General features: G+C 53.5%; 14 protein-coding genes, 2 tRNA genes and 5 pseudogenes. 7 read left to right on the top strand and 14 right to left on the bottom strand.

Annotation, left to right across the window (positions count from 1 at the left end):
• Positions 1 to 11: 11 nt before the first annotated feature.
• Positions 12 to 1427 (bottom strand): glutamate--tRNA ligase, encoded by a 1416-nt coding sequence (gene gltX / locus ACMZI0_RS11055; RefSeq protein WP_415673000.1) that lies wholly within the window; start codon positions 1425 to 1427, stop codon positions 12 to 14.
• Between the two features lie 268 nt (positions 1428 to 1695).
• Here gltX and ACMZI0_RS11050 point away from each other — a divergent pair.
• The 3 genes from ACMZI0_RS11050 to ACMZI0_RS11040 all read left to right on the top strand — a co-directional run bounded on the left by ACMZI0_RS11050 (position 1696) and on the right by ACMZI0_RS11040 (position 2620).
• Positions 1696 to 1771, top strand: a tRNA-Val gene (locus tag ACMZI0_RS11050).
• A 7-nt stretch (positions 1772 to 1778) separates the two neighbouring features.
• Positions 1779 to 1854: transfer RNA gene (locus ACMZI0_RS11045), tRNA-Lys, on the top strand.
• 325 nt (positions 1855 to 2179) lie between these two features.
• On the top strand, positions 2180 to 2620 hold the full coding sequence (locus ACMZI0_RS11040; RefSeq protein WP_415672999.1) for a DoxX family protein: 441 nt from the start codon (positions 2180 to 2182) through the stop codon (positions 2618 to 2620).
• Positions 2621 to 2705: 85 nt separating this feature from the next.
• Here the strand turns inward: ACMZI0_RS11040 and ACMZI0_RS11035 are convergent.
• From ACMZI0_RS11035 to dgt, 5 genes and pseudogenes are all read right to left on the bottom strand, one after another.
• A pseudogene (locus tag ACMZI0_RS11035) lies at positions 2706 to 3709 on the bottom strand (sulfate/molybdate ABC transporter ATP-binding protein).
• Positions 3699 to 3875, bottom strand: a pseudogene (locus ACMZI0_RS11030) (sulfate ABC transporter permease subunit CysW); the annotation flags it as partial. The pseudogenes ACMZI0_RS11035 and ACMZI0_RS11030, both read right to left, overlap by 11 nt.
• Positions 3858 to 4101 (bottom strand): annotated as a pseudogene (locus ACMZI0_RS11025) (sugar diacid recognition domain-containing protein); the annotation flags it as partial. The pseudogenes ACMZI0_RS11030 and ACMZI0_RS11025, both read right to left, overlap by 18 nt.
• Before the next feature lie 205 nt (positions 4102 to 4306).
• The gene (degP, locus tag ACMZI0_RS11020) at positions 4307 to 5740 is read right to left on the bottom strand and encodes a serine endoprotease DegP (RefSeq protein ID WP_415672998.1); all 1434 of its coding nucleotides are present in this window, start codon (positions 5738 to 5740) and stop codon (positions 4307 to 4309) included.
• 194 nt (positions 5741 to 5934) lie between these two features.
• Entirely contained in the window at positions 5935 to 7446 is a 1512-nt protein-coding gene (gene dgt, locus ACMZI0_RS11015; RefSeq protein ID WP_415672997.1) for a dGTPase, read from the bottom strand.
• Positions 7447 to 7569: 123 nt separating this feature from the next.
• On the opposite strand from dgt, the gene mtnN reads away from it, so the two are divergent.
• From mtnN to ACMZI0_RS11000, 3 genes are all read left to right on the top strand, one after another.
• Positions 7570 to 8271, top strand: a complete 702-nt coding sequence (gene mtnN, locus ACMZI0_RS11010) for a 5'-methylthioadenosine/S-adenosylhomocysteine nucleosidase (RefSeq protein ID WP_415672996.1) — start codon at positions 7570 to 7572, stop codon at positions 8269 to 8271.
• Entirely contained in the window at positions 8271 to 9104 is an 834-nt protein-coding gene (gene btuF, locus ACMZI0_RS11005; RefSeq protein ID WP_415672995.1) for a vitamin B12 ABC transporter substrate-binding protein BtuF, read from the top strand. The genes mtnN and btuF overlap by 1 nt, the downstream gene beginning before the upstream one ends.
• A gap of 184 nt (positions 9105 to 9288) precedes the next feature.
• Positions 9289 to 9543, top strand: a complete 255-nt coding sequence (locus ACMZI0_RS11000; RefSeq protein WP_415672994.1) for a hypothetical protein — start codon at positions 9289 to 9291, stop codon at positions 9541 to 9543.
• A gap of 92 nt (positions 9544 to 9635) precedes the next feature.
• Here ACMZI0_RS11000 and erpA read toward each other — a convergent pair whose 3' ends face one another.
• Positions 9636 to 9983 (bottom strand): iron-sulfur cluster insertion protein ErpA, encoded by a 348-nt coding sequence (erpA, locus tag ACMZI0_RS10995; protein WP_222157826.1) that lies wholly within the window; start codon positions 9981 to 9983, stop codon positions 9636 to 9638.
• Between the two features lie 92 nt (positions 9984 to 10075).
• Positions 10076 to 11446 (bottom strand): H(+)/Cl(-) exchange transporter ClcA, encoded by a 1371-nt coding sequence (clcA, locus tag ACMZI0_RS10990; protein ID WP_415672993.1) that lies wholly within the window; start codon positions 11444 to 11446, stop codon positions 10076 to 10078.
• 167 nt (positions 11447 to 11613) lie between these two features.
• On the opposite strand from clcA, the gene hemL reads away from it, so the two are divergent.
• Entirely contained in the window at positions 11614 to 12894 is a 1281-nt protein-coding gene (gene hemL, locus ACMZI0_RS10985) for a glutamate-1-semialdehyde 2,1-aminomutase (RefSeq protein WP_415672992.1), read from the top strand.
• 48 nt (positions 12895 to 12942) lie between these two features.
• On the opposite strand, the gene fhuE is transcribed toward hemL, so the two are convergent.
• The 6 genes and pseudogenes from fhuE to mrcB all read right to left on the bottom strand — a co-directional run bounded on the left by fhuE (position 12943) and on the right by mrcB (position 19714).
• Positions 12943 to 15195: a ferric-rhodotorulic acid/ferric-coprogen receptor FhuE gene (gene fhuE, locus ACMZI0_RS10980; RefSeq protein ID WP_415672991.1), complete on the bottom strand. Its 2253-nt coding sequence runs from the start codon at positions 15193 to 15195 to the stop codon at positions 12943 to 12945.
• Positions 15196 to 15406: 211 nt separating this feature from the next.
• Entirely contained in the window at positions 15407 to 15859 is a 453-nt protein-coding gene (locus tag ACMZI0_RS10975; protein WP_415672990.1) for an iron chelate uptake ABC transporter family permease subunit, read from the bottom strand.
• The gene (locus tag ACMZI0_RS10970) at positions 15771 to 16040 is read right to left on the bottom strand and encodes an iron chelate uptake ABC transporter family permease subunit (protein ID WP_415672989.1); all 270 of its coding nucleotides are present in this window, start codon (positions 16038 to 16040) and stop codon (positions 15771 to 15773) included. Before ACMZI0_RS10970 ends, ACMZI0_RS10975 begins: the two co-directional genes overlap by 89 nt.
• A 26-nt stretch (positions 16041 to 16066) precedes the next feature.
• Positions 16067 to 16288: a hypothetical protein gene (locus ACMZI0_RS10965; RefSeq protein ID WP_415672988.1), complete on the bottom strand. Its 222-nt coding sequence runs from the start codon at positions 16286 to 16288 to the stop codon at positions 16067 to 16069.
• Positions 16272 to 17123 (bottom strand): annotated as a pseudogene (gene fhuD / locus ACMZI0_RS10960) (Fe(3+)-hydroxamate ABC transporter substrate-binding protein FhuD). The gene ACMZI0_RS10965 and the pseudogene fhuD overlap by 17 nt, the downstream one beginning before the upstream one ends.
• Before the next feature lie 114 nt (positions 17124 to 17237).
• Positions 17238 to 19714, bottom strand: a pseudogene (gene mrcB / locus ACMZI0_RS10955) (bifunctional glycosyl transferase/transpeptidase).
• Position 19715: the final 1 nt, after the last annotated feature.

Genomic DNA, 19715 nt, shown 5'->3' with positions numbered 1-19715 from the left:
GAGTTACGCGATTATTGTTGCGCTTCACGCTCAGCGATAAAGGCCAGTGCTTTGTCGATGCGAGCCAATGCGCGTTGCTGACCAATTGCATGTACCGTGACATCCACGCCCGGTGATTGGCCCGCGCCGGTTACCGCCACACGCAGCGGCATGCCAACTTTCCCCATGCCTTGTTGCAGTTCGTCCGCCGTGCCCTGAATGGCGTGATGAATGTTTTCCGGCGTCCAGTCACTGATGACGGCAAGTTTCTCCCGCACCAGCTCCAGCGGCTGACGCGCAACCGGGCGCAGGTGTTTTTTGGCAGCACCGGCATCGAACTCGGCAAAATCTTCATAGAAATAACGGCAGGACGCCACAATCTCTTTCAGCGTCTTGCAGCATTCACCCAGCAGTGTCACCAGCTCACTCAGTTGCGGCCCGGTACGGGTATCGATCCCGGCCTGCTCAATGTGCCATGACAGGTGCGTTGCTACATATTCAGCTGGCAGATGATTGATATAGTGGTGGTTGAGCCACTGTAACTTCTCGGTATTAAAGGCGCTGGCGGATTTACTGACCGCATCCAGCGTAAATAACTGCGTCATCTCATCGATGGAGAAAATTTCCTGATCGCCATTCGCCCATCCCAAACGGACCAGATAATTGAGCAGCGCCTCCGGCAGATAACCATCATCACGATACTGCATAACGCCCACAGCACCATGACGTTTGGACAGTTTCTTGCCATCATCGCCCAGAATCATCGGCACATGGGCGTATTCCGGCACCGGTGCACCCAACGCTTTCAGGATATTAATTTGGCGCGGCGTATTATTGATATGATCTTCACCACGAATAACGTGCGTGATCTCCATATCCCAATCGTCGATCACCACACAGAAGTTGTAGGTCGGGGAACCATCGGTACGGCGAATGATCAGATCGTCCAGTTCCTGATTGCTGAATTCGATCGGACCACGAATACGGTCATTGAAAATCACGGAGCCGTCTTGCGGGTTACGAAAACGCACCACGTGAGGCTCATCATCGGCATGATGCGCATGAGAATCGCGGCAGCAGCCGTCATAACGGGGTTTTTCACCCTTTGCCATCTTATCTTCACGCAACGCTTCCAAACGCTCTTTGCTGCAATAGCATTTATAGGCCGTGCCCTGCACCAGCATCTCATCAATCACTGCGTTATAGCGGTCGAAACGCTTGGTCTGGTAGTACGGACCCTCATCCCAATCCAGACTCAACCAGTTCATGCCGTCCATAATGGCATCGATGGCATCCTGGGTAGAACGTTCCAGGTCAGTGTCTTCGATGCGTAAAACAAACTCACCTTTATGGTGACGAGCAAAGAGCCAAGAGTAAAGCGCAGTACGAGCACCGCCGACATGCAGATAGCCAGTGGGGCTTGGCGCGAAACGAGTTTTGATTTTCATTGGGATAATAAGCCTTGTTACTTAAGGGCGACTGGCGGGCACCAGCGACGATTCCAGTCAAAAGTGGGCGATATTCTATCACTCTGCCCTGATTCCTCAACGCTGTAACCACATTGAGCGTGGAATAGGGTCAATAATCCGCCGAATTATCAACCAGGAATGCCTAGAAAAACGACGTCTTGCCTAATTTTACAACGAACACGCATTTTGCATTTAAAAACCGTTGACTCACTTTCAACTATCCCTATAATGCGACTCCACACAGCGAGGGTGATTAGCTCAGCTGGGAGAGCACCTCCCTTACAAGGAGGGGGTCGGCGGTTCGATCCCGTCATCACCCACCACTTCTGCGGGTCGTTAGCTCAGTCGGTAGAGCAGTTGACTTTTAATCAATTGGTCGCAGGTTCGAATCCTGCACGACCCACCATTTCCGCAGACATTTTCTCGCTTAACCCCAAACGCTACGTTTCCACATACACGACGCCGTGCAGGTGAGAAATTTCGTTCGTCCAATTCGCTCGTTGTCCTTCCCTGTTTGTTTAACGCTTTCATTCTCCAACCTTGTTTTCCGACGCTATTTTTTCACTGCATTACCGTCTGCAAGCCGCTCCCGTACTACCACAGCAATTTTTTTGACTAGCTATGTCAAATAAATTTGTTTTCTCTGCGTCACTAAAATGGGGACACTACGTCCTGTTGTCCTTCCCACAATTTTTGTGAACATACATAGGGTTAATTATTATGTAATTATTATGATTGCTCAGCTCAATCGGTCATTCAACCGCCTCGCAGACCATCAGGATACGGGCATTCTGTTACTGCGTCTGACCATTGGTATTTTGTTGCTGTTTCACGGTGTAGCCAAAATAGAGCACGGCGTGGGTTGGATTGTGCAGATGCTGCAAGCTGCTGGCCTACCTGGCTTTATTGCTTACGGCGTATACATTGGTGAAGTGGTTGCGCCGATCCTGATTATTTTGGGTGTCTTTACCCGCATTTCAGGTTTGATCGCCGCCTTTACCTTGGTGGTTGCCACACTAATGGTCGGTATCGGTAACTTCTTTACCCTGACCAAAGTCGGTGCCTGGGCACTGGAAGTGGAAGTGGAAGCGCTCTACTTCTTCGGTGGCTTGATCATTACGCTGGTGGGCAGCGGACGTTACTCTGTGGTGTCCAACCCTGATTACCGTTGATTTTTACCGTCAATGAAAAACGCCCGCGATTGCGGGCGTTTTTGTTTTTGTGAACCGGTTGATGCTGTTACCAAACCTGCGTCGCTCAAATTTCCCAATCGTGGTTATACACTTTAGATTTGAACTGGATAACATCACCGCGCTTCAAACCGTTGAGGTTGATATCATCCTGTGCCACTTCAGCTTCAATCAGTTCGGGTTCGCCTTCGACTTTCAGCGACAGACGGGTCAACGCGCCTAATGGACGAATATCGCGTACGACTACGGGCTGGAACCCTTCTCGTGCCTGAGCTAAAATCGCCACTTCGTGCGGGCGGAACAGGATCGGTTTATCACTGTGTGCCACTTTCAGGCGGTTGCTGTCGCCAAGGAAGTGATAGACAAATTCACTGGCCGGGTGATTATACACCTCCGCAGGTGAGCCAATCTACTCGATAACGCCTTTGTTCATTAACACGATACGATCGGCAACCTCCATCGCTTCTTCCTGATCGTGCGTCACAAACACCGACGTCAGATTGATGTCCTCATGCAAACGTGACAGCCAGCGGCGTAACTCTTTACGCACTTTGGCATCTAACGCCCCAAAAGGCTCATCCAGCAGCAAAATACGCGGCTCGACAATCAGCGCGCGCGCCAGTGCAATACGCTGGCGCTGACCGCCAGAGAGCTGCTCTGGATAGCGATCCGCCAGCCAGTCTAGCTGCACCATATCCAGCAACTCATGCACTTTCGCTTCAATGTCACGCTTGGAAGGACAGATATTGCGCGGTTTCATGCGTAACCCAAACGCCACGTTAACGCCACGTTGTCAAAAACGGTCATATGGCGAAACAGCGCATAATGCTGGAACACAAAGCCCACGTTGCGGTCACGTACATCGTGCACTGACACATCTTCACCGTGAAAAACAATCTGCCCGCTGTCCGGTTTTTCCAAACCGGCAATAATGCGCAACAAGGTCGTTTTGCCGCAGCCCGACGGCCCCAGCAGCGCCACCAGCTCGCCGCTGTTGATAGCCAGATTGATTTCATTCAAGGCCCGGAACTGGCCAAACTGTTTGTTTATATTACGAATATCAATGCTCATTTTGAGCCAGCTCCTGTTGGTGTTTCTCAACCTGTTTTGCCAGACTCCCTTCGCTCCATTGGCGCAGCAGCAATACCACTAACGACATCAGCAGCAATAAAATCGCCACGCTAAAGGCGGCTACGATGTTGTATTCGTTGTAAAGAATCTCAATGCGCAACGGTAAGTTGATACCAAGCCGAACGCCATGCAGATAGCGCGCAACCGTCAACTACGCGCCCTTGTGACAAGGCCAGCAGCGCGCCTTCATGCAGTTCCCCGACACGTTCCCGATCGCCACTGCCTATGATTCGCCCACGTGCATCCATTACGTTGATATTACTATCAATAATCTGCATGGTGCGCGCAACGATATCCTGAGCCAGCTTTGCGTTGAGGTGATATGACGCCATTCCCACCCCTGGAAAGAGAAAGTGACAATTGCACTATCATAACGTTGCCCCGAAACCTGGACATTATGCAACTTCACAAACATCGACCTAATTACTTAGAATTGCAGGAAATATCACAAAATAATAGCGAGGAGACGGATTGCGAAAGCAGAAATAAAAAAGAAGCGTAAATAATACGCTCCTTTCAGTCTAAAATCGCTAACGTTTATTGTGCCAGCAGATAGAGCGTTGTATCACCGCGCCGCACATTCAGCGCCAATACCGGAGGCTTGCTGTCCAAAATTTTACGCAGTTCTCCGAGGTTCTGCACCGGTTGCTGATTCACACCGAGGATCACGTCATCCTTCTTCAAGCCAATTTTCGCTGCCGCCGAACCAGCTTTCACATCATCCACCTTCACGCCTTTCTGACCGTCGATTTCGGTGTTGCTGAGTGATGCGCCGCTGATACCGGTGTAGAGATTACCGGATGCCATCTGTGTCTGGCTGGCTTGTTGCAAAGTGACTTCCACTGTTAACGGTTTGCCCTCACGCAGCAGCCCCAGCTTAACCTTGCTGCCAACGGGCAACGAGCCGACCTGCGCACGCAATGCCGCAAAGCTGCTGATCGGTTTATCGTTCAACGTCAAAATCACGTCACCGGCTTTGATGCCAGCTTCATCCGCAGCAGATTTCGGCCTGACCTGGCTGACAAACGAGCCGCGCTGCGCATCCACTTTCATCGCCTGCGCCAAGTCGGAGTTTAACTCGGTACCGGTAATGCCCAGTTCACCGCGTTTCACATCGCCAAACTCAACCAACTGTGCCACAAGGTTTTTCACCATATTACTGGGAATGGCAAAACCGATACCGATATTTCCGCCGTCCGGTGCCAGGATGGCAGTATTCAGACCGATAAGTTCACCGTTCAGGTTAACCAGCGCACCGCCGGAGTTGCCCCGGTTGATCGCCGCATCAGTCTGAATAAAGTTTTCATAATTTTCGATATTTAACCCGCTGCGCCCCAGTGCTGAAACAATACCGGACGTGGCCGTTTGGCCCAGACCATACGGGTTACCGATCGCTACGGTGTAGTCCCCCACGCGCAATTGATCGGAATCGGCGATCTTGATGGCCGTCAGATTTTTAAAATCGATCAGTTGGATCAGCGCAACATCGGTACGCGGATCTTTTCCGATCACTTTGGCGTCATACCTGCGTCCATCGTAGAGCCGCACCTGAATCTTGTCGGCGTTTTCTACCACGTGGTTATTGGTCACCACATAGCCTTTCTCGGCGTTAATCACTACGCCGGAACCCAGCGCCTGGAAGTTCTCACGTTTTGCCGGTGTGCCCTCTTCTCCTCCATCTTCTGCTCCCTGACAAATCGGGGAGTTTTGGAAGGGCGAGCCATCCTGACAGAACGGCGAATTCTCGCCAAAGAAAGGCTGCATCTGCTGCGGAATATTGCTGCGTTTGACGTCGGTATGCCCTTCAATGGAGATGCTGACGACGGAAGGCATCACTTTCTCGAGCATCGGAGCCAGACTTGGCATCTGGCTGGATGTCGATACCGTTGCCTCTGTCGCCGCAGAGACTTGCCCCATGCTCATTGCCAGGCTCAGCGCCAATGCACTCAGAACCAATGATTTTCTTTTCATGATCTATTATCTCGTCGTATCAACAGGTGAATCCCACGTCGCCGAACCTGTTTACCATCTCCCCAGCGCACTGACGGGCTCGTAAACAGGCTCAATTGGCGTTCGCGCTATATCAGATAAACAAGAAAGCACAAAGTTCATCGCCGCGCGCTGGCCCAAACGTAAGCAATTATGGAACCGCTTTACATAAATTGTTATTCCGCCGCCATCAGCCGCCGGTATTCGTCGTAAGCGTAAAGATCTGTCATTCCACTGATATAATCCTGAATCAATCGCGCACGATAATAGTATTCCCTAATCTCCTGTTCCCCGCGAGAAAGCGAGGAGAGCTGGAGCGTAGCTTCACGATAAGCCAGGCAATGTTTACTGGAAAGTTTATGATAAAGCCGGGTCTCGATGGGGTAGCGCGGGTGCGTGTCGTCATTTACTATTAGGCTGAAAGCGTCATAAGACATTTCCAACAGTGGATGGTAGATGTCCAACAGCCCCCCGATAACGCGATAGCCTTGCAGCTCCAGCTTTTCCACTTCTGCGTTATTAAACACATACTTGCGCGCCACTTCTTTGAATACCCGCAACAACTTGGCCTGCGCGCCTTTATCCTCCAGCAGCGCCTCATCAAAAGAGCCATCATAAATTGCAGGCAAATTTTTGAGAAAACGATGCGCCGCGTAAGGCAACAGCCGCTCCACTGTATTGACGCGCAACTGCATGAAAAATTGATCGTCGGTACTGCGCCAGCGATGCCGTTTTCGGCTTTCATAGGCCTGCTCTACCGTTTTCGCAAACAGATCCGAAGGCTCTACCGTGCCCCAGGTCTGGCGCAGGTGCAGATAAAGCTGTTCGGTGGTGAGGATCTCTTTTTCTACCGCGTCCTCCAGATCGGCGACGCAGTAGGAGATGTCGTCAGCCGCTTCCATAATGTAGGTGAGCGGAAAACGGTGGTATTCCTTCAGCGACAACTCTTGGCGCAACGCGGCGACAAAATCCTGTTCAGAAAGGTAGTAGCCCGGTTTTTTCATCAGATAGCGGTAGTTGTCGGGCACATCGCCGACCCAGCAGGCTGGCCGGGTATATTTGAGAATACAGCCAACCTGGCTGTAGGTGAGATTCAGTTTGAGCAGCGTATGCACCAAACGAATCGCCTGCGCATTGCCTTCAAAATGGCTGAGATCCTGTCGCACCTGACGTCGCAGTGCATCATGCTCATCCCCTTTCAGACGCAGGGTTTCAACCTGACAGGCATCCTCACTCGATGACGCACCATTCTGAATATAGGCCGCATCCAAGCGTTTACCAAACCAGTTGTTGATGGCCGACTCGCCAAAATGGCCAAAGGGCGGATTGCCGATGTCGTGCATCAGGCAGGCCATTTCTACCATGCTTTCAAAGGGGGTCTGCCAGAGAGACAGGCCGAGCGAATCTAATCGGTCCTCGCCTTTAATCCGTACCAGAATATCTTTGGCGATGTAGCGGCCTACCTGCTGCACTTCCATGGAGTGCGTCAGTCGCGAACGCACAGCGGCATTACGCTCAAGGGGAAACACCTGCGTCTTTTGTTGTAAGCGGCGGATCGCGGCAGAGTTGATGATACGCCCCCTGTCACTTTCGAACAGACGGACAATGTCATATTCACTCTCAGCCGTGATGGGTTTGCTCAGAGGTCGCTGAACGCTGAACTTCTTTGAAAAATCGATATCGGACATACCTTTCTCCCTTTACCGCCGTCAAAATCACGCCTGGGCTCCATTCCACCCCGTTAGCCATGATAGACTACACAACGCACACTCAGTATTCGAAATACTATTCGAAATTTTGTGGGGAATCTTATGAAAGTCGGCATTATCGGGGCGATGGAACAAGAAGTGACGCTGCTGCGCGATCGCATCGAAAACCTCAGTACCTTCACACGCGCCGGATGCGAAATCTACAGCGGGTGGCTGAATGGCGTTGAAGTGGCGCTGTTGAAATCCGGCATTGGGAAAGTTTCCGCAACCATGGACACAACGCTACTGCTGGAACATGCCCAGCCCGATATCGTCATCAATACCGGTTCTGCGGGTGGTCTTGCCCCCACGCTGAACGTCGGTGATATCGTGGTTTCCGGCGAAGCGCGTTATCACGATGTCGATGTCACCGCATTCGGTTATGAACCGGGCCAGATGGCAGGCTGTCCGGCGGCGTTTCCTGCTGATGCTTCACTGGTTGCACTGGCAGAGCGTGCCATTGCTTCCCTGCAACTCAACGCGGTACAAGGGCTTATCGTCAGCGGTGATGCGTTTATCAACGGTGCCGAGCCGCTGGCCCGCATCCGTCGGACCTTCCCACAGGCCGTTGCCGTCGAAATGGAAGCCACAGCCATTGCCCATGCTTGCCATCAGTTCAGTGTTCCTTTCGTGGTAGTGCGCGCCATCTCCGATGTGGCTGACAAAGCCTCGCACCTGAGCTTTGATGAGTTTCTGGCTGTCGCGGCCCAGCAGTCATCACGCATGGTGGAAGCCATGTTGCAAGAGCTTGCCGGAAAAGCCTGATGCGCGTTCGCAGTGTCTATCTTCTGGCGATGCTGTGCCTGCTCATCACTGGGCGGGCCAGCGCTGACGCGGTCGCCCAGCGTATTATCAGTCTGGCCCCCCACGCGACGGAGATGGCCTTCACCGCAGGCATGGGCGATCAGGTGATTACCGTGAGCGCGTGGCCAAATTACCCGCCCGAAGTGCAACAGCTTGAACAGGTCGCGTCCTGGCAAGGCATCAATCTGGAATGGGTTCTGGCCCTGAAACCGGATTTGGTCTTGGCCTGGCGCGAGGGGAACCCACAGAGACCGCTTGAACAGCTTTCCGCCTTCGGTGTTCCGGTGGTGTATCTGGACCCAACGTCGCTTGATGCGATCCCCACCATGCTGGAACAGTTGGGAAAATACAGTGCGCACCCTGAGGTGGCACGGCAGAATGCACAGAATTTACGCCAGCAACTGGCTGATTTGAAGGCGCACTATGCCCACGCACCAAAGCATCAGGTGTTCCTGCAATTTGGTACGCATCCACTGTTTACTTCGGGTAAACAATCGCTACAGAACCAGGTGGTTGCGCTGTGTGGTGGGGTCAATGTTTTCGATGATAGCGAAGTGCCCTGGCCTCAAGTCAGCCGTGAGCAAGTATTGCGGCGTAGTCCAAATGTTATCATTACTACGGGCACCGCTGACGATGCCGCCGCTACGCGCGATTTCTGGTCACCGCAACTGTCAGTCCCCGTTATTACGGTAGAGGAAGACTGGTTTAATCGCAGCAGCCCACGTTTGCTGCTGGCAGCTCAACACCTATGCGAGCAGCTTGCCGCACTGCCCCCCTCTGAAACCACACATTGATGCTTGCGCAATGGATGCCTGTCCTTGTGCGGGCATTACTGCACACTTTTCATCCACGGAAAAAACCGCTATCATGCCGACAGCGGTCAAAATGCAACCGCATATAAACCAAAATATAACGATTTAATAACGCACTGTTGTGCACAGAATCGGTAACGGTTCTTTTTAACACCAGGTAGAAAAAGTGATAAGAATAAGTCTGCTTAGCGCGGGCCTGCTGATGCTGGCCTGCAACGCTGCGTATGCAGCAAGCACCAGCGGGCAAATCAATGTAGGGTTAAGCGTGGTTCCAACCTGTGAGGTAAAAGGAACAACCTCGACACCACGCGTTGAGTACTCGGCAGCAAAAGCGCTGATGCCAAAGATTACACAAACGTCACTACGCGCAAGCTCTCGTACGGTGACCCATCAGGAACAGCGACTGATCACCATTGAGTGATGATCGTGCAGGCGTATTTTTCCGTTCTCTAAAACAAAAAAACCGCGTTGCAAGCAGAGCGGTTTTTTTATCATCATTACGTGGCAGGATGTTCAGATACTGAAAGAAGAACCGCAGCCGCAGGTGCTTTTGGCATTCGGGTTAGTCACCACGAAACGAGAACCTTCCAGCCCTTCGGTGTAATCCACCGAGCCACCGACCAGATATTGCAGGCTCATCGGGTCTACCACCAGCGCCACACCCTGTTTTTCAATGGTCATGTCGCCGTCGTTGATCTTATCGTCGAAAGTGAAACCGTATTGGAAGCCGCTACAGCCACCCCCGGTGATGTAGACGCGAAGTTTCAGCTCCGGGTTCTCTTCATCAGCAATCAGGACTTTCACCTTTTTTGCCGCCGCATCAGTAAATTGCAGCGGCACAGCCATTACTTCATCGCTCATTGTCGTACTCCCAGCTTGTCTTTTATTGGGCGGCGCATGCCGTTTGCCTTATCCCAATCATACGCTCATTATCCAACAGCGGGAAACAAGGTTCAAGGTTTGGCCTTGTGTTCATTTTCCGTACGCTGTTCTAGCGCATTTTGCCGTTGCAGCGTTCGGGCCAAAATCGCAGAGTACAACGGTTGTCCGCCTAAAAACTGCGCCATTAACGTCGCACCCAGACAGGTGATGATCATTGGCAGAATCAACTGATAGTTGTCCGTCATTTCCAACACCAGCACAATGCCGGTCAAGGGTGCGCGTACTGATGCCGCAAACAAGGCGCCCATTCCAGCAATGGCAAAGGTGCCAGCACCTAACGCATAATCAGGGAATAAGCTATGGAATAGCAACCCATAGGCACCTCCCAGCACCGTACCCAACGCCAACATAGGCGCAAAGATCCCGCCGGGTGCGCCAGAACCAAAGCACAGCAGCGTCAGTAAAATGCGCAACAAAAATATCAGCAACAGCATTGCCACGCTGTACTGTGCATCCGTAACGTCAGGAATGATCGCAAAACCACCGCCAGAGACTTCGCTGAATGCCAGCGAAAGCACACCGCAAAGCCCGCCGGCCAACATGCCGACCAGGATAAAGCGCGTTAGACTCTGCCCGTGAAACCGCAAAAACAACGCCTGCGTGCCCAATACCAGACGATTAAACACCACGCCAAACACGATCCCTAACAGCAGATAACACCATAGTGTATTTACCGGGGCATCTGGCAGTGTTCCGACGTGGATAACCGCCGCCTCACCGTTAAACAGACGAAAAACCACGCTGGACATGATGATGCCAATAAACACGGCCTTGATGGAGATAAGGTTATAGCGAAACTGCGGCCGCATCTCTTCAATAATAAACAGGATACCCGCCAACGGCGCATTGAATGCCGCCGACAGCCCGGCTGCCGCACCGGTGGCCAGCAGAGAATGGCGCACTTCTGCGCGTTTGGCAGGAAACAAATCCGCTATCATTCCGCCCACGTTGCCACCGAGCTGTACCGTTGGCCCTTCTCTTCCCATCACCATGCCGGAGCCAAGTGTTGCCAGACCACCGAAAAACTTCACTGGCAAAACACGCCACCAGCGTACCGGGCGTAGATCTTCCAATGCGCCTTCTATCTCCGGGATACCGGAGCCACCGGCCTCTGGTGCAAAACGGTGTACCAGAAAATACCCCACGGCGGCCATCAGCCCGGAGATGAAAAACGCCAGCGGCCAGCGCCATTCGGCTTGCGCCCACTGCACCACGGTTTCCAGACGCAGTGCTTGTAGCGCATTGACCCCTTTCTCAAAAGCGACCCCTACCAGGCCGACCAACAGTGGCAGAATCATCACTGGCGTTTTATCACGCCGCAGAAATTGCCGAATATCCGCACGGCGCACTTCAATTAGGGAAGTATCTTGAGAAGTTGTCACAGATTAACCAAAAGTCTCTACCATAAAAGAGGTACAGTATACGCCCGTCAGCCGCAGAGCTCCTCCTCTAGGGTTCTATTGCCGCACACCATTAACGACACGAATTGATAACGCGACAGCGTTGTTTACAATAGGCAAAACTCCGTCCTCTCTTCAGGACCCTTTCCATGAACAAATCAGAAAGTCTCTATGCTGCGGCACAGCAGCTTATTCCCGGTGGCATTAACTCGCCGGTGCGCGCCTTCAACGGGGTCGGCGGTGTGCCCCTGTTTATCGAACGGGCCGAAGGGGCATACCTCTACGATGCGGACGGTAACGCCTATATCGATTATGTCGGCTCCTGGGGACCGATGGTGCTGGGGCATAACCACCCGGCAATTCGTCAGGCGGTAATCGCCGCCACAGAGCGTGGATTAAGCTTTGGTGCGCCAACAGAAATGGAAGTGCATATGGCGCGGTTGGTCACCTCGCTGGTGCCGTCAATGGACATGGTACGCATGGTAAACTCGGGTACTGAAGCCACCATGAGCGCCATTCGTTTAGCGCGCGGCTTTACCGGACGTGACAAAATCATCAAGTTTGAAGGTTGCTATCACGGCCACGCCGACTGCCTGTTGGTCAAAGCGGGTTCAGGTGCATTGACGCTGGGCCAGCCCAATTCCCCTGGTGTACCCGCTGATTTCGCACGCCACACATTGACCTGCATCTACAACGATTTGGCGTCAGTCCGTCAGGCCTTTGAGCAATATCCCGAAGAGATCGCGGCGATTATCGTTGAGCCCGTGGCAGGCAACATGAACTGTATTCCGCCACTGCCAGAGTTTCTGCCAGGATTACGTGCACTGTGCGATGAATTCGGTGCGTTGTTGATCATCGATGAAGTGATGACAGGTTTTCGCGTCGCACTGGGCGGTGCACAGGCCTATTATGGTGTGAAACCTGACCTAACCTGTCTGGGTAAAATTATCGGCGGTGGCATGCCGGTAGGGGCTTTTGGCGGACGACGTGATGTGATGCAAGCACTGGCCCCAACCGGCCCGGTGTATCAGGCGGGCACCTTGTCCGGCAACCCGATTGCCATGGCCGCAGGATTTGCCTGCCTGACTGAAGTGGCTAAACCCGGTGTGCACGACACCCTCACTGCGCTGACGACACAGTTGGCACAAGGCCTGGAGGATGCGGCCAGAGAACAGCACATTCCTTTCGTGGTTAATCACGTGGGCGGCATGTTTGGCCTGTTTTTCACCGATGCACCGAGCGTGACTTGCTATGAGGATGTGACTCAGTGCGATGTAGAACGCTTTAAGCGTTTCTTCCACCTAATGCTGGCCGAAGGCGTTTATCTGGCTCCTTCAGCGTTTGAAGCGGGCTTTATGTCACTGGCGCACAGCCAGCAGGATATTGAGAACACCATCGCGGCGGCACGCCGCTGTTTTGCCCAGTTGTAATCGCAACTGAGATAAACTCCCCGACCAGATGGCCGGGGAGCTAGCGCATCAGAAGTTGTAATTCACACTCATGGACACGCTGCGCGGCGCGCCATAGGCATAGTTGTCACTGAGGGCGCTGTAATAGGTCTTATCCAGCAAATTATTGACGTTGGCCTGCACCGCCAATTGTTTGTTGATCTGGTAGCGACCAAACAGGTTAACCAACGGATAACTCCCCTGATGCACACGCGTTGCGCCATTCGGCCCCGACGTATCAACAAAGGTACCGTTCTGCCAGTTTACTCCACCACCCAGCGTCAGTTCCGGCAACATCGGTAACTGGTAGCGCGTAAACCACTTCAACGAGGTTTGCGGTAGCTGGCTGTTCATGCGGTTATCCGCCGCGTCTTTGGCAACGTAACGTGCGGCACCAAACGTCATCTGCCAGTTATCTGTCAGTGCACCGTTCAGTTCCAGTTCCACGCCTTTACTGGTTACCCCTTGCGCGGCATAGTAAGCCTGATCGCTCGAACCATTGACCTTGTTGCTGCCATCTGTCTGCGCCAGATTATCCTGCTCAATGCGGAACACCGCCATGGATGCCGTCAGGCGACCATCAAACCAGTCGGATTTCAGACCGGTTTCATAGTTTTTGCCTTCAATAGGTGCCAGGTAATTTCCGTTAACATCCCGATTGTCTTGCGGCTGGAAGATAGAGGTATAGCTGACATAGGCAGAGAGGGTGTCATTGATGTCGTAAATCAACCCGGCATAAGGCGACACCTTGTCTTTGGTGAAGCTGGAGGTCATACCGCCCGTGCTCCACTCGGTATAGCGCGCCCCCGCCACCAACGCCAACGGATCGGCCAGCGAGAAGCGTGCAGCACTGTACACTGATTTCTGGTGCACCGTATCATCCGAGCTTTTCGTCTGCGCATCCCAATTCGGTTCTGGCGCACTGCCGTTCCAGTTGTAGTAATTGCCCATATCAGCAACCGTCACAGCATCGTTAGAGGCATAGTAGTAGTTGCGCTGGCGGCTGTATCCCACGCCAGTGACAAGCTCGTGTTGACGCCCCATCAGCTCAAACGGGCCGCGCACATAGGTTTCCAGCGCGTCCAGTTTTCGTGTGCCGGTAAACCAGCCAGCGCCGCCAGCCAATCCTAATCCTGTTTCTTGATCCGGGAAGCTACCGCCATTGAAAGCATAAGGCGAAGCATACATCAGTTTGTCATCAAACTTGGTTTCTGCATGGGTGCTGTTGATATGCCAGTCCCAGCCGTTATCAAACATATGGCTGAACTGGGCGAAGACCTTGTTGGTTTTGATATTGTAATAGGCCCAGTTCGGAGCAGGATTGAAGCTGCGATCGAAATGGGTACGGTTCCCGTTACTGAACCAGGTCGGCAAGCCGCCCCAGGTTGAGCCCGGTGTTTGGCTTTCCTGATAATCGTAGCCAAATGACAGCGTGGAATTGTTCGCCAGATCCGCATCGACAATACCGGAAATGAATTTTTTGCGCTTATGGTAGCGATCGAGCCAGCTGTCCTGATCCTGATAACCGGCAATAATGCGCCCACGCACGTTGCCGGATTCGGTTAATGGCGCGGAAAGATCGGTAACATAGCGTTGGTTATTCCACGAGCCGTAACTGGCAGAAACATTGCCGGTAACTTCTTTGCTGGTAGCGTGTTTGCGCACCATATTCACCGTTGCGGAAGGATTACCGGTGCCGGTTAACAAGCCGTTGGCGCCGCGCACCACTTCAATGCGGTCGTAGATAGCGGTATCACCCAGCGCATCACCAAAGTTCCAGGCTTCAGATACCGAAGTGGGAATATCATCAATGATGAAATTGTTGATGTAGAAACCGCGCGAATAGTAGCCGGTACGCTCACTGTCCGTATAGTTCCCAGTGATGCCAACCACGTTATCCAGCACCTCTCCCACCGTTTGCAGGTTTTGATCCTGCATGCGCTGTTTATTCACGATGGTGATAGATTGTGGAATATCACGCGGACTCAACAGCAGGCGAGTCCCCGCCGAAGTCAGTTTGGTCCTGTAGTTGCCCGGCACATCCTGTCCTGTTGCGCCCGCCGTGGCAGAAACCACCAGCGTGTCGCCGGTTTTTTTACTCGGCGATGAGGAAGATTGCGCAGTGCTCTGATTGGGGTTATCCCCCACCACAGCACTCGTTTCCGATGCACCCGCCAGAGCAGGGCAAAGTGCAGTTCCCACACACAGCGCCAAAACAGAAAAACCCTTTAGCGCGTCCACGGCCGGAAACGGCTGCGCACTGCCGTACTTCTTACCCTTCATAACTCATCCTTCAAATTGCATCATGATGGCGCGACGCCGTTTTACATGGCTGTCGTCGGCTCAACACCCGACAACGTTCGCGCCCCTGACGCATAAATCCAATCATCGAATGTACATGATATTAGATAATAAGAATCGGAGTGATAATGATTTGTATTTAATATGTAAATGAGCTTTACGTGTTGGCAAGGTTTCCCCTGCCAACAAGCGGTCAATGGACTTGTTTACGCAGCAGGTAGATAAAGTAAGGCGCGCCGATAAAGGTCGCCAGCAGACCAGCAGGCACCTGATTAGGAAACAGGATCATACGACCCGCCCAATCGGCCAACAGCATCAATATGCCGCCAATCAATGCGGAGCAGCAAAGCTGAGGGATCACGCGGGAAAACCCCATCATGCGGGCCAAATGCGGTGCCATCAACCCGACAAAACTGAGCGGCCCGACCGTCAGGGTTGCCATCGCGGTTAATACCGATGCCAGCAGTAAAAGCAGACGGGGGAACAGGAACACAACGAGGCTCCAATCCTGCTGATTCAGCATGCCGCTGCTCCATAGAAACAGGTTTTGTAGCTGCTCATGGTGAAACAGCACCAGCAGTTGATTGACGGCAGCACAATAGAAACTCAGCACCAAACCCGCTAACAGCAGCGTAATCGGCGACATTCGTTTCCCCCCAGGAGAGCCCAAACACCAACACGCCGATGCCAAGCGCACCCGCCATCGCCATCCACTGCTGCGTGGCGTCGCCGCCCGGCAGTGCCCATAACGTTGCCACGGTTACTCCGAGCTGCGCGCCGGTTGCAATGCCAAGCGTAGCCGGTTCCGCGAGCGGGTTGCGCAGCACCTGCTGAAACAGTAACCCCGCCAGCCCTAACCCCCTGCACCAACCAACAGCGAAAGTGTCAGACGCGGCAACAGGCTGAAATGGAACAACAGTTGGCGTAAATCATCCGGTTCAGGGTTGGTCATTGCCTGCCACCATATTGCGGCAGGCAAAGCGTGGCGCAGATTGATCGCCATGATAAACAGCAATGCTGACAGCAAACCGACAACAATCAACATCGCTCCAGTACGCTTAGGCGTTAGCGTCATGGCGAGCCTCCAGCGCATCCTGCAATACCTGACAAAAACGCATCGCAGACAGCGTACTGCCGTACAACCACACCGCCGGCACGCGCTGCTGGCGCACAAACGGCAGCGCCTGCCATAACGGGTTGCGTTCCACCTACGCCATCATGGTGTCATCACCGTGACCAAAACAGAGAGCATTGGCATCCTGAATGTCCGCCAAACGCTCAACGCCCACCACCACTCTACCCCAGAAGCTGGTTTCTTCACGCCAGGCGCCAATGCCGAGTTCATCCATCACTTCCTGAAACAGGCTGTTCTTCGCGATGATCAAAACGTGCGTGCTGTCGATAAAAGAGAACAGCAAGAGCGGACGACGGGTGTAGGGCTGCAACTGCACCTTGGCCTGCTGCATAAAATCCGAGAAAGTTTGCAGGTGCTGTTCCGCTGCTTCGGGGATGGCTAAAGTCTGTGCCAACTGGCGCAGCGAAGCTTTTGCCATGGTCAATGGCCGCCCAGCGTCATTGTTAAAGGTGAACCCCATGGTGGGGGCAATGCGCGACATTTTCTCCACTGACGGGCCATAGCCCGCGGAATAGACAATCAGCGAAGGGCGCAACTGTGCCAGCAGTTCCATATTGGGTTCGGTACGGAAGCCCACGTCGATAACCGACTCCGGTAGCCTGGGTTCAGCCACCCACAGTTGGTAGTTAGGGATTTCCGCCACGCCCAGCGGAGTAACGCCCAGTGCCAGCAGCAGCTCAGCAGGCAGCCATTCCAGTGCCACGATACGGCGCAGGTCTGGCGGTGTCTCGGTTTTCGCCCAGGCGGAAAAGAGAGCGATAATGATTATTATCAAGAGCGGGAATGATAGGCGTAACCGAATCCCTCTCGCAAGCGATTTAGGCCCAAAAAACACAACGCCCCGGCGTAGCTCAAGCCGGGGCGTTGCTCATCAACAGACAACATGTGGCTACTGACCAAACATCTCTTTAATCCAGTCCGCCACGCCGCTGTCATTTTGCTGTGCGGGCGCTTGTTGCTGCTGTTGAACAGTCTGGCACAACGCCTGCGGGTTTTCCGTCCACACTGGCAATGCCCGGCCTGCGCTGCCATTACAGATAAACTGGCCTCCGCCGTCGACGGTCATGGTGGCGATGCCTTCCGGCGGTGTCAGCATCAGCGCCAGCGGCGTCTGGTTCTCCAGATAGCGACGATAAAGCGTTAACGCACCGTTAGCACCGGTCAGTTTTGCCGGGCCATTGTTATCGCGTCCCACCCAGGTGATCGCCACTTCTTTGCCATCAATGCTGGCAAACCAGCTATCACGCAGGTCGTTGGTGGTCCCGGTTTTCGCCGCCAGATGGTAATTGGGGAACTTCACCGCCAGTGAACGCGACGTGCCGCGCTCCACCACCTGCTGCATGCCATACAGCGTCAGGTACGCCGACTGAGCCGGAACCGCGCGCTCAGCCTGCGGGAAGCTTTGATACAGCACGCTACCGTCTTCCGCAATCACCGAGCGCAACGCGGACAACGGCGCACGATTACCGCCGCTGGCAATGGTTTGATACTCCTGCGCCACTTCCATCGGCGTCAGGCTGATTGCCCCTAGCAGCATGGCGGGCACCGGTTGGATCACCTCTTTCGGGATCCCTAGACGTTGCAGCGTATTGCTGATCTGATCCAATCCGACCGTCATCCCCAGATTGACCGTCGGTACGTTGAGCGAATTGGCTAATGCATCCACCAGCATCACACGCCCGTGGAACTGACGATCGTAGTTGTTCGGCTGCCACACTTGCCCGTTCGGCTGCTTAAGCGATAGCGGCTCATCCGCCAGCCAGGTATTGAGACGGAAAGTATCAGGCTGACTCAACGCCGTAAGGTAAGTCGGTGGTTTTGCCAGTGACCCCACAGGGCGGCGTGCCTGCATCGCGCGGTTAAAACCGGCGTATTGCGTTTGTGCCCCGCCCACCATGGCGCGAATTTCACCGCTGAAGCGATCGACAACGACCATTGCTGTTTCCAGATCGCTAACGTTACGCGCCGCGCGCAGCGCCGGAATTCCCTCTTCTACTGCTTTTTCAGCCGCATCCTGTGACACCGGATCCAACGTGGTGAAAATCTTCACGCCGGAGAGATCTTTTACCTTATCCCCTAAGCGCTGCTGCAACTCTTGGCGCACCATCTGCATAAAGGCAGGCTGCGGCGTGATCACGCCCCCTTTCGGCTGCACCCCTAACGGGCGTGCGCTCAGCATGTTGTAGAGGTCTTCGTCTATAACCTGCTGATTTTGCAGCAAACGCAGCACCAGATTACGGCGTTCCAGCGTCAGTTTCGGGTTATGCCACGGGTTATAAAGCGAAGCGCCTTTTACCATACCCACCAGCAGCGCCTGCTGATCCAGACTCAATTCATTTACCGGACGACCAAAGTAGTAGAGGCTGGCGAGCGGGAAACCGCGAATCTGATCGTTGCCGCTCTGACCGAGATACACTTCGTTCAGGTAAAGCTCAAGGATGCGATCCTTGCTGTAGCGGTAATCCATGATCAGCGCCATGTAGGCTTCATTCGCCTTACGCCACAGGGAACGTTCGTTGGTGAGAAACAGGTTTTTTACCAACTGCTGCGTCAGAGTACTTCCGCCCTGCACCGCACGACCGGCCGTGATATTCGCCAGGAAGGCGCGACCAATAGAGAGGAAGCTGATGCCATCATGCTGGTAAAAATGGCGGTCTTCCGTGGCGACCAGCGTATCTACCAGTAAATCGGGGAAACCGGAACGCCGCACAAACAGCCGCTGCTCCCCATTAGGGGATTGCATCATGGTGATCAGACGCGGATCAAGGCGGAAGAAACCAAAATTACGTTGATTCTCCAGATGTTGGATCTGAGCCAGACGATCGTTGGTAAAGATCAGTCGGGCGTTGATCTGCCCTTCCTTGCCATCAGGAAAGTCAAACGGGCGGCGGAGTATATCAATGGTATTGCCGCGCACGCTGAATTCGCCCGGCCGGGTGATACGCGATACCTGACGGTACTGCATTCCTTCCAGCAGGCTTATCATCTCTTTCTGGCTGTAGGACATGCCCGGTTCCAGATTCACCATCCGGCCATAAACGGCCGCAGGCAGTTGCCAGACTTTACCTTCGATTCGGCTGCGAATCTGGCTGTCGAGATAGACGCCATACAGCGCAAGCACCACGGCGAAGACCAACGACAGCTTAATGAACAACCCTAGCCAGCGTCTTTTTTTACGCGGTTTTTTGCTCATCTCGTCCTCATGTCGTACTCGTCGTCTTCTTCATCAATGTCATCCTGATAGACATCATCCTCTTCTTCATAGTCATCCTTTCTACTACGACGCCGGGTCGCCTGAGGGAGCGGCGGTTTTCGTCCTGAAGCTCTTCCTTTGCGTCCGATAGGTTCACGATCGTCCTGTGACATT

It is taken from the genome of Symbiopectobacterium sp., from assembly GCF_047692315.1.
Taxonomy (GTDB): Bacteria; Pseudomonadota; Gammaproteobacteria; order Enterobacterales; family Enterobacteriaceae; genus Symbiopectobacterium.
This window is presented reverse-complemented; position numbering and strand designations above follow the sequence as displayed.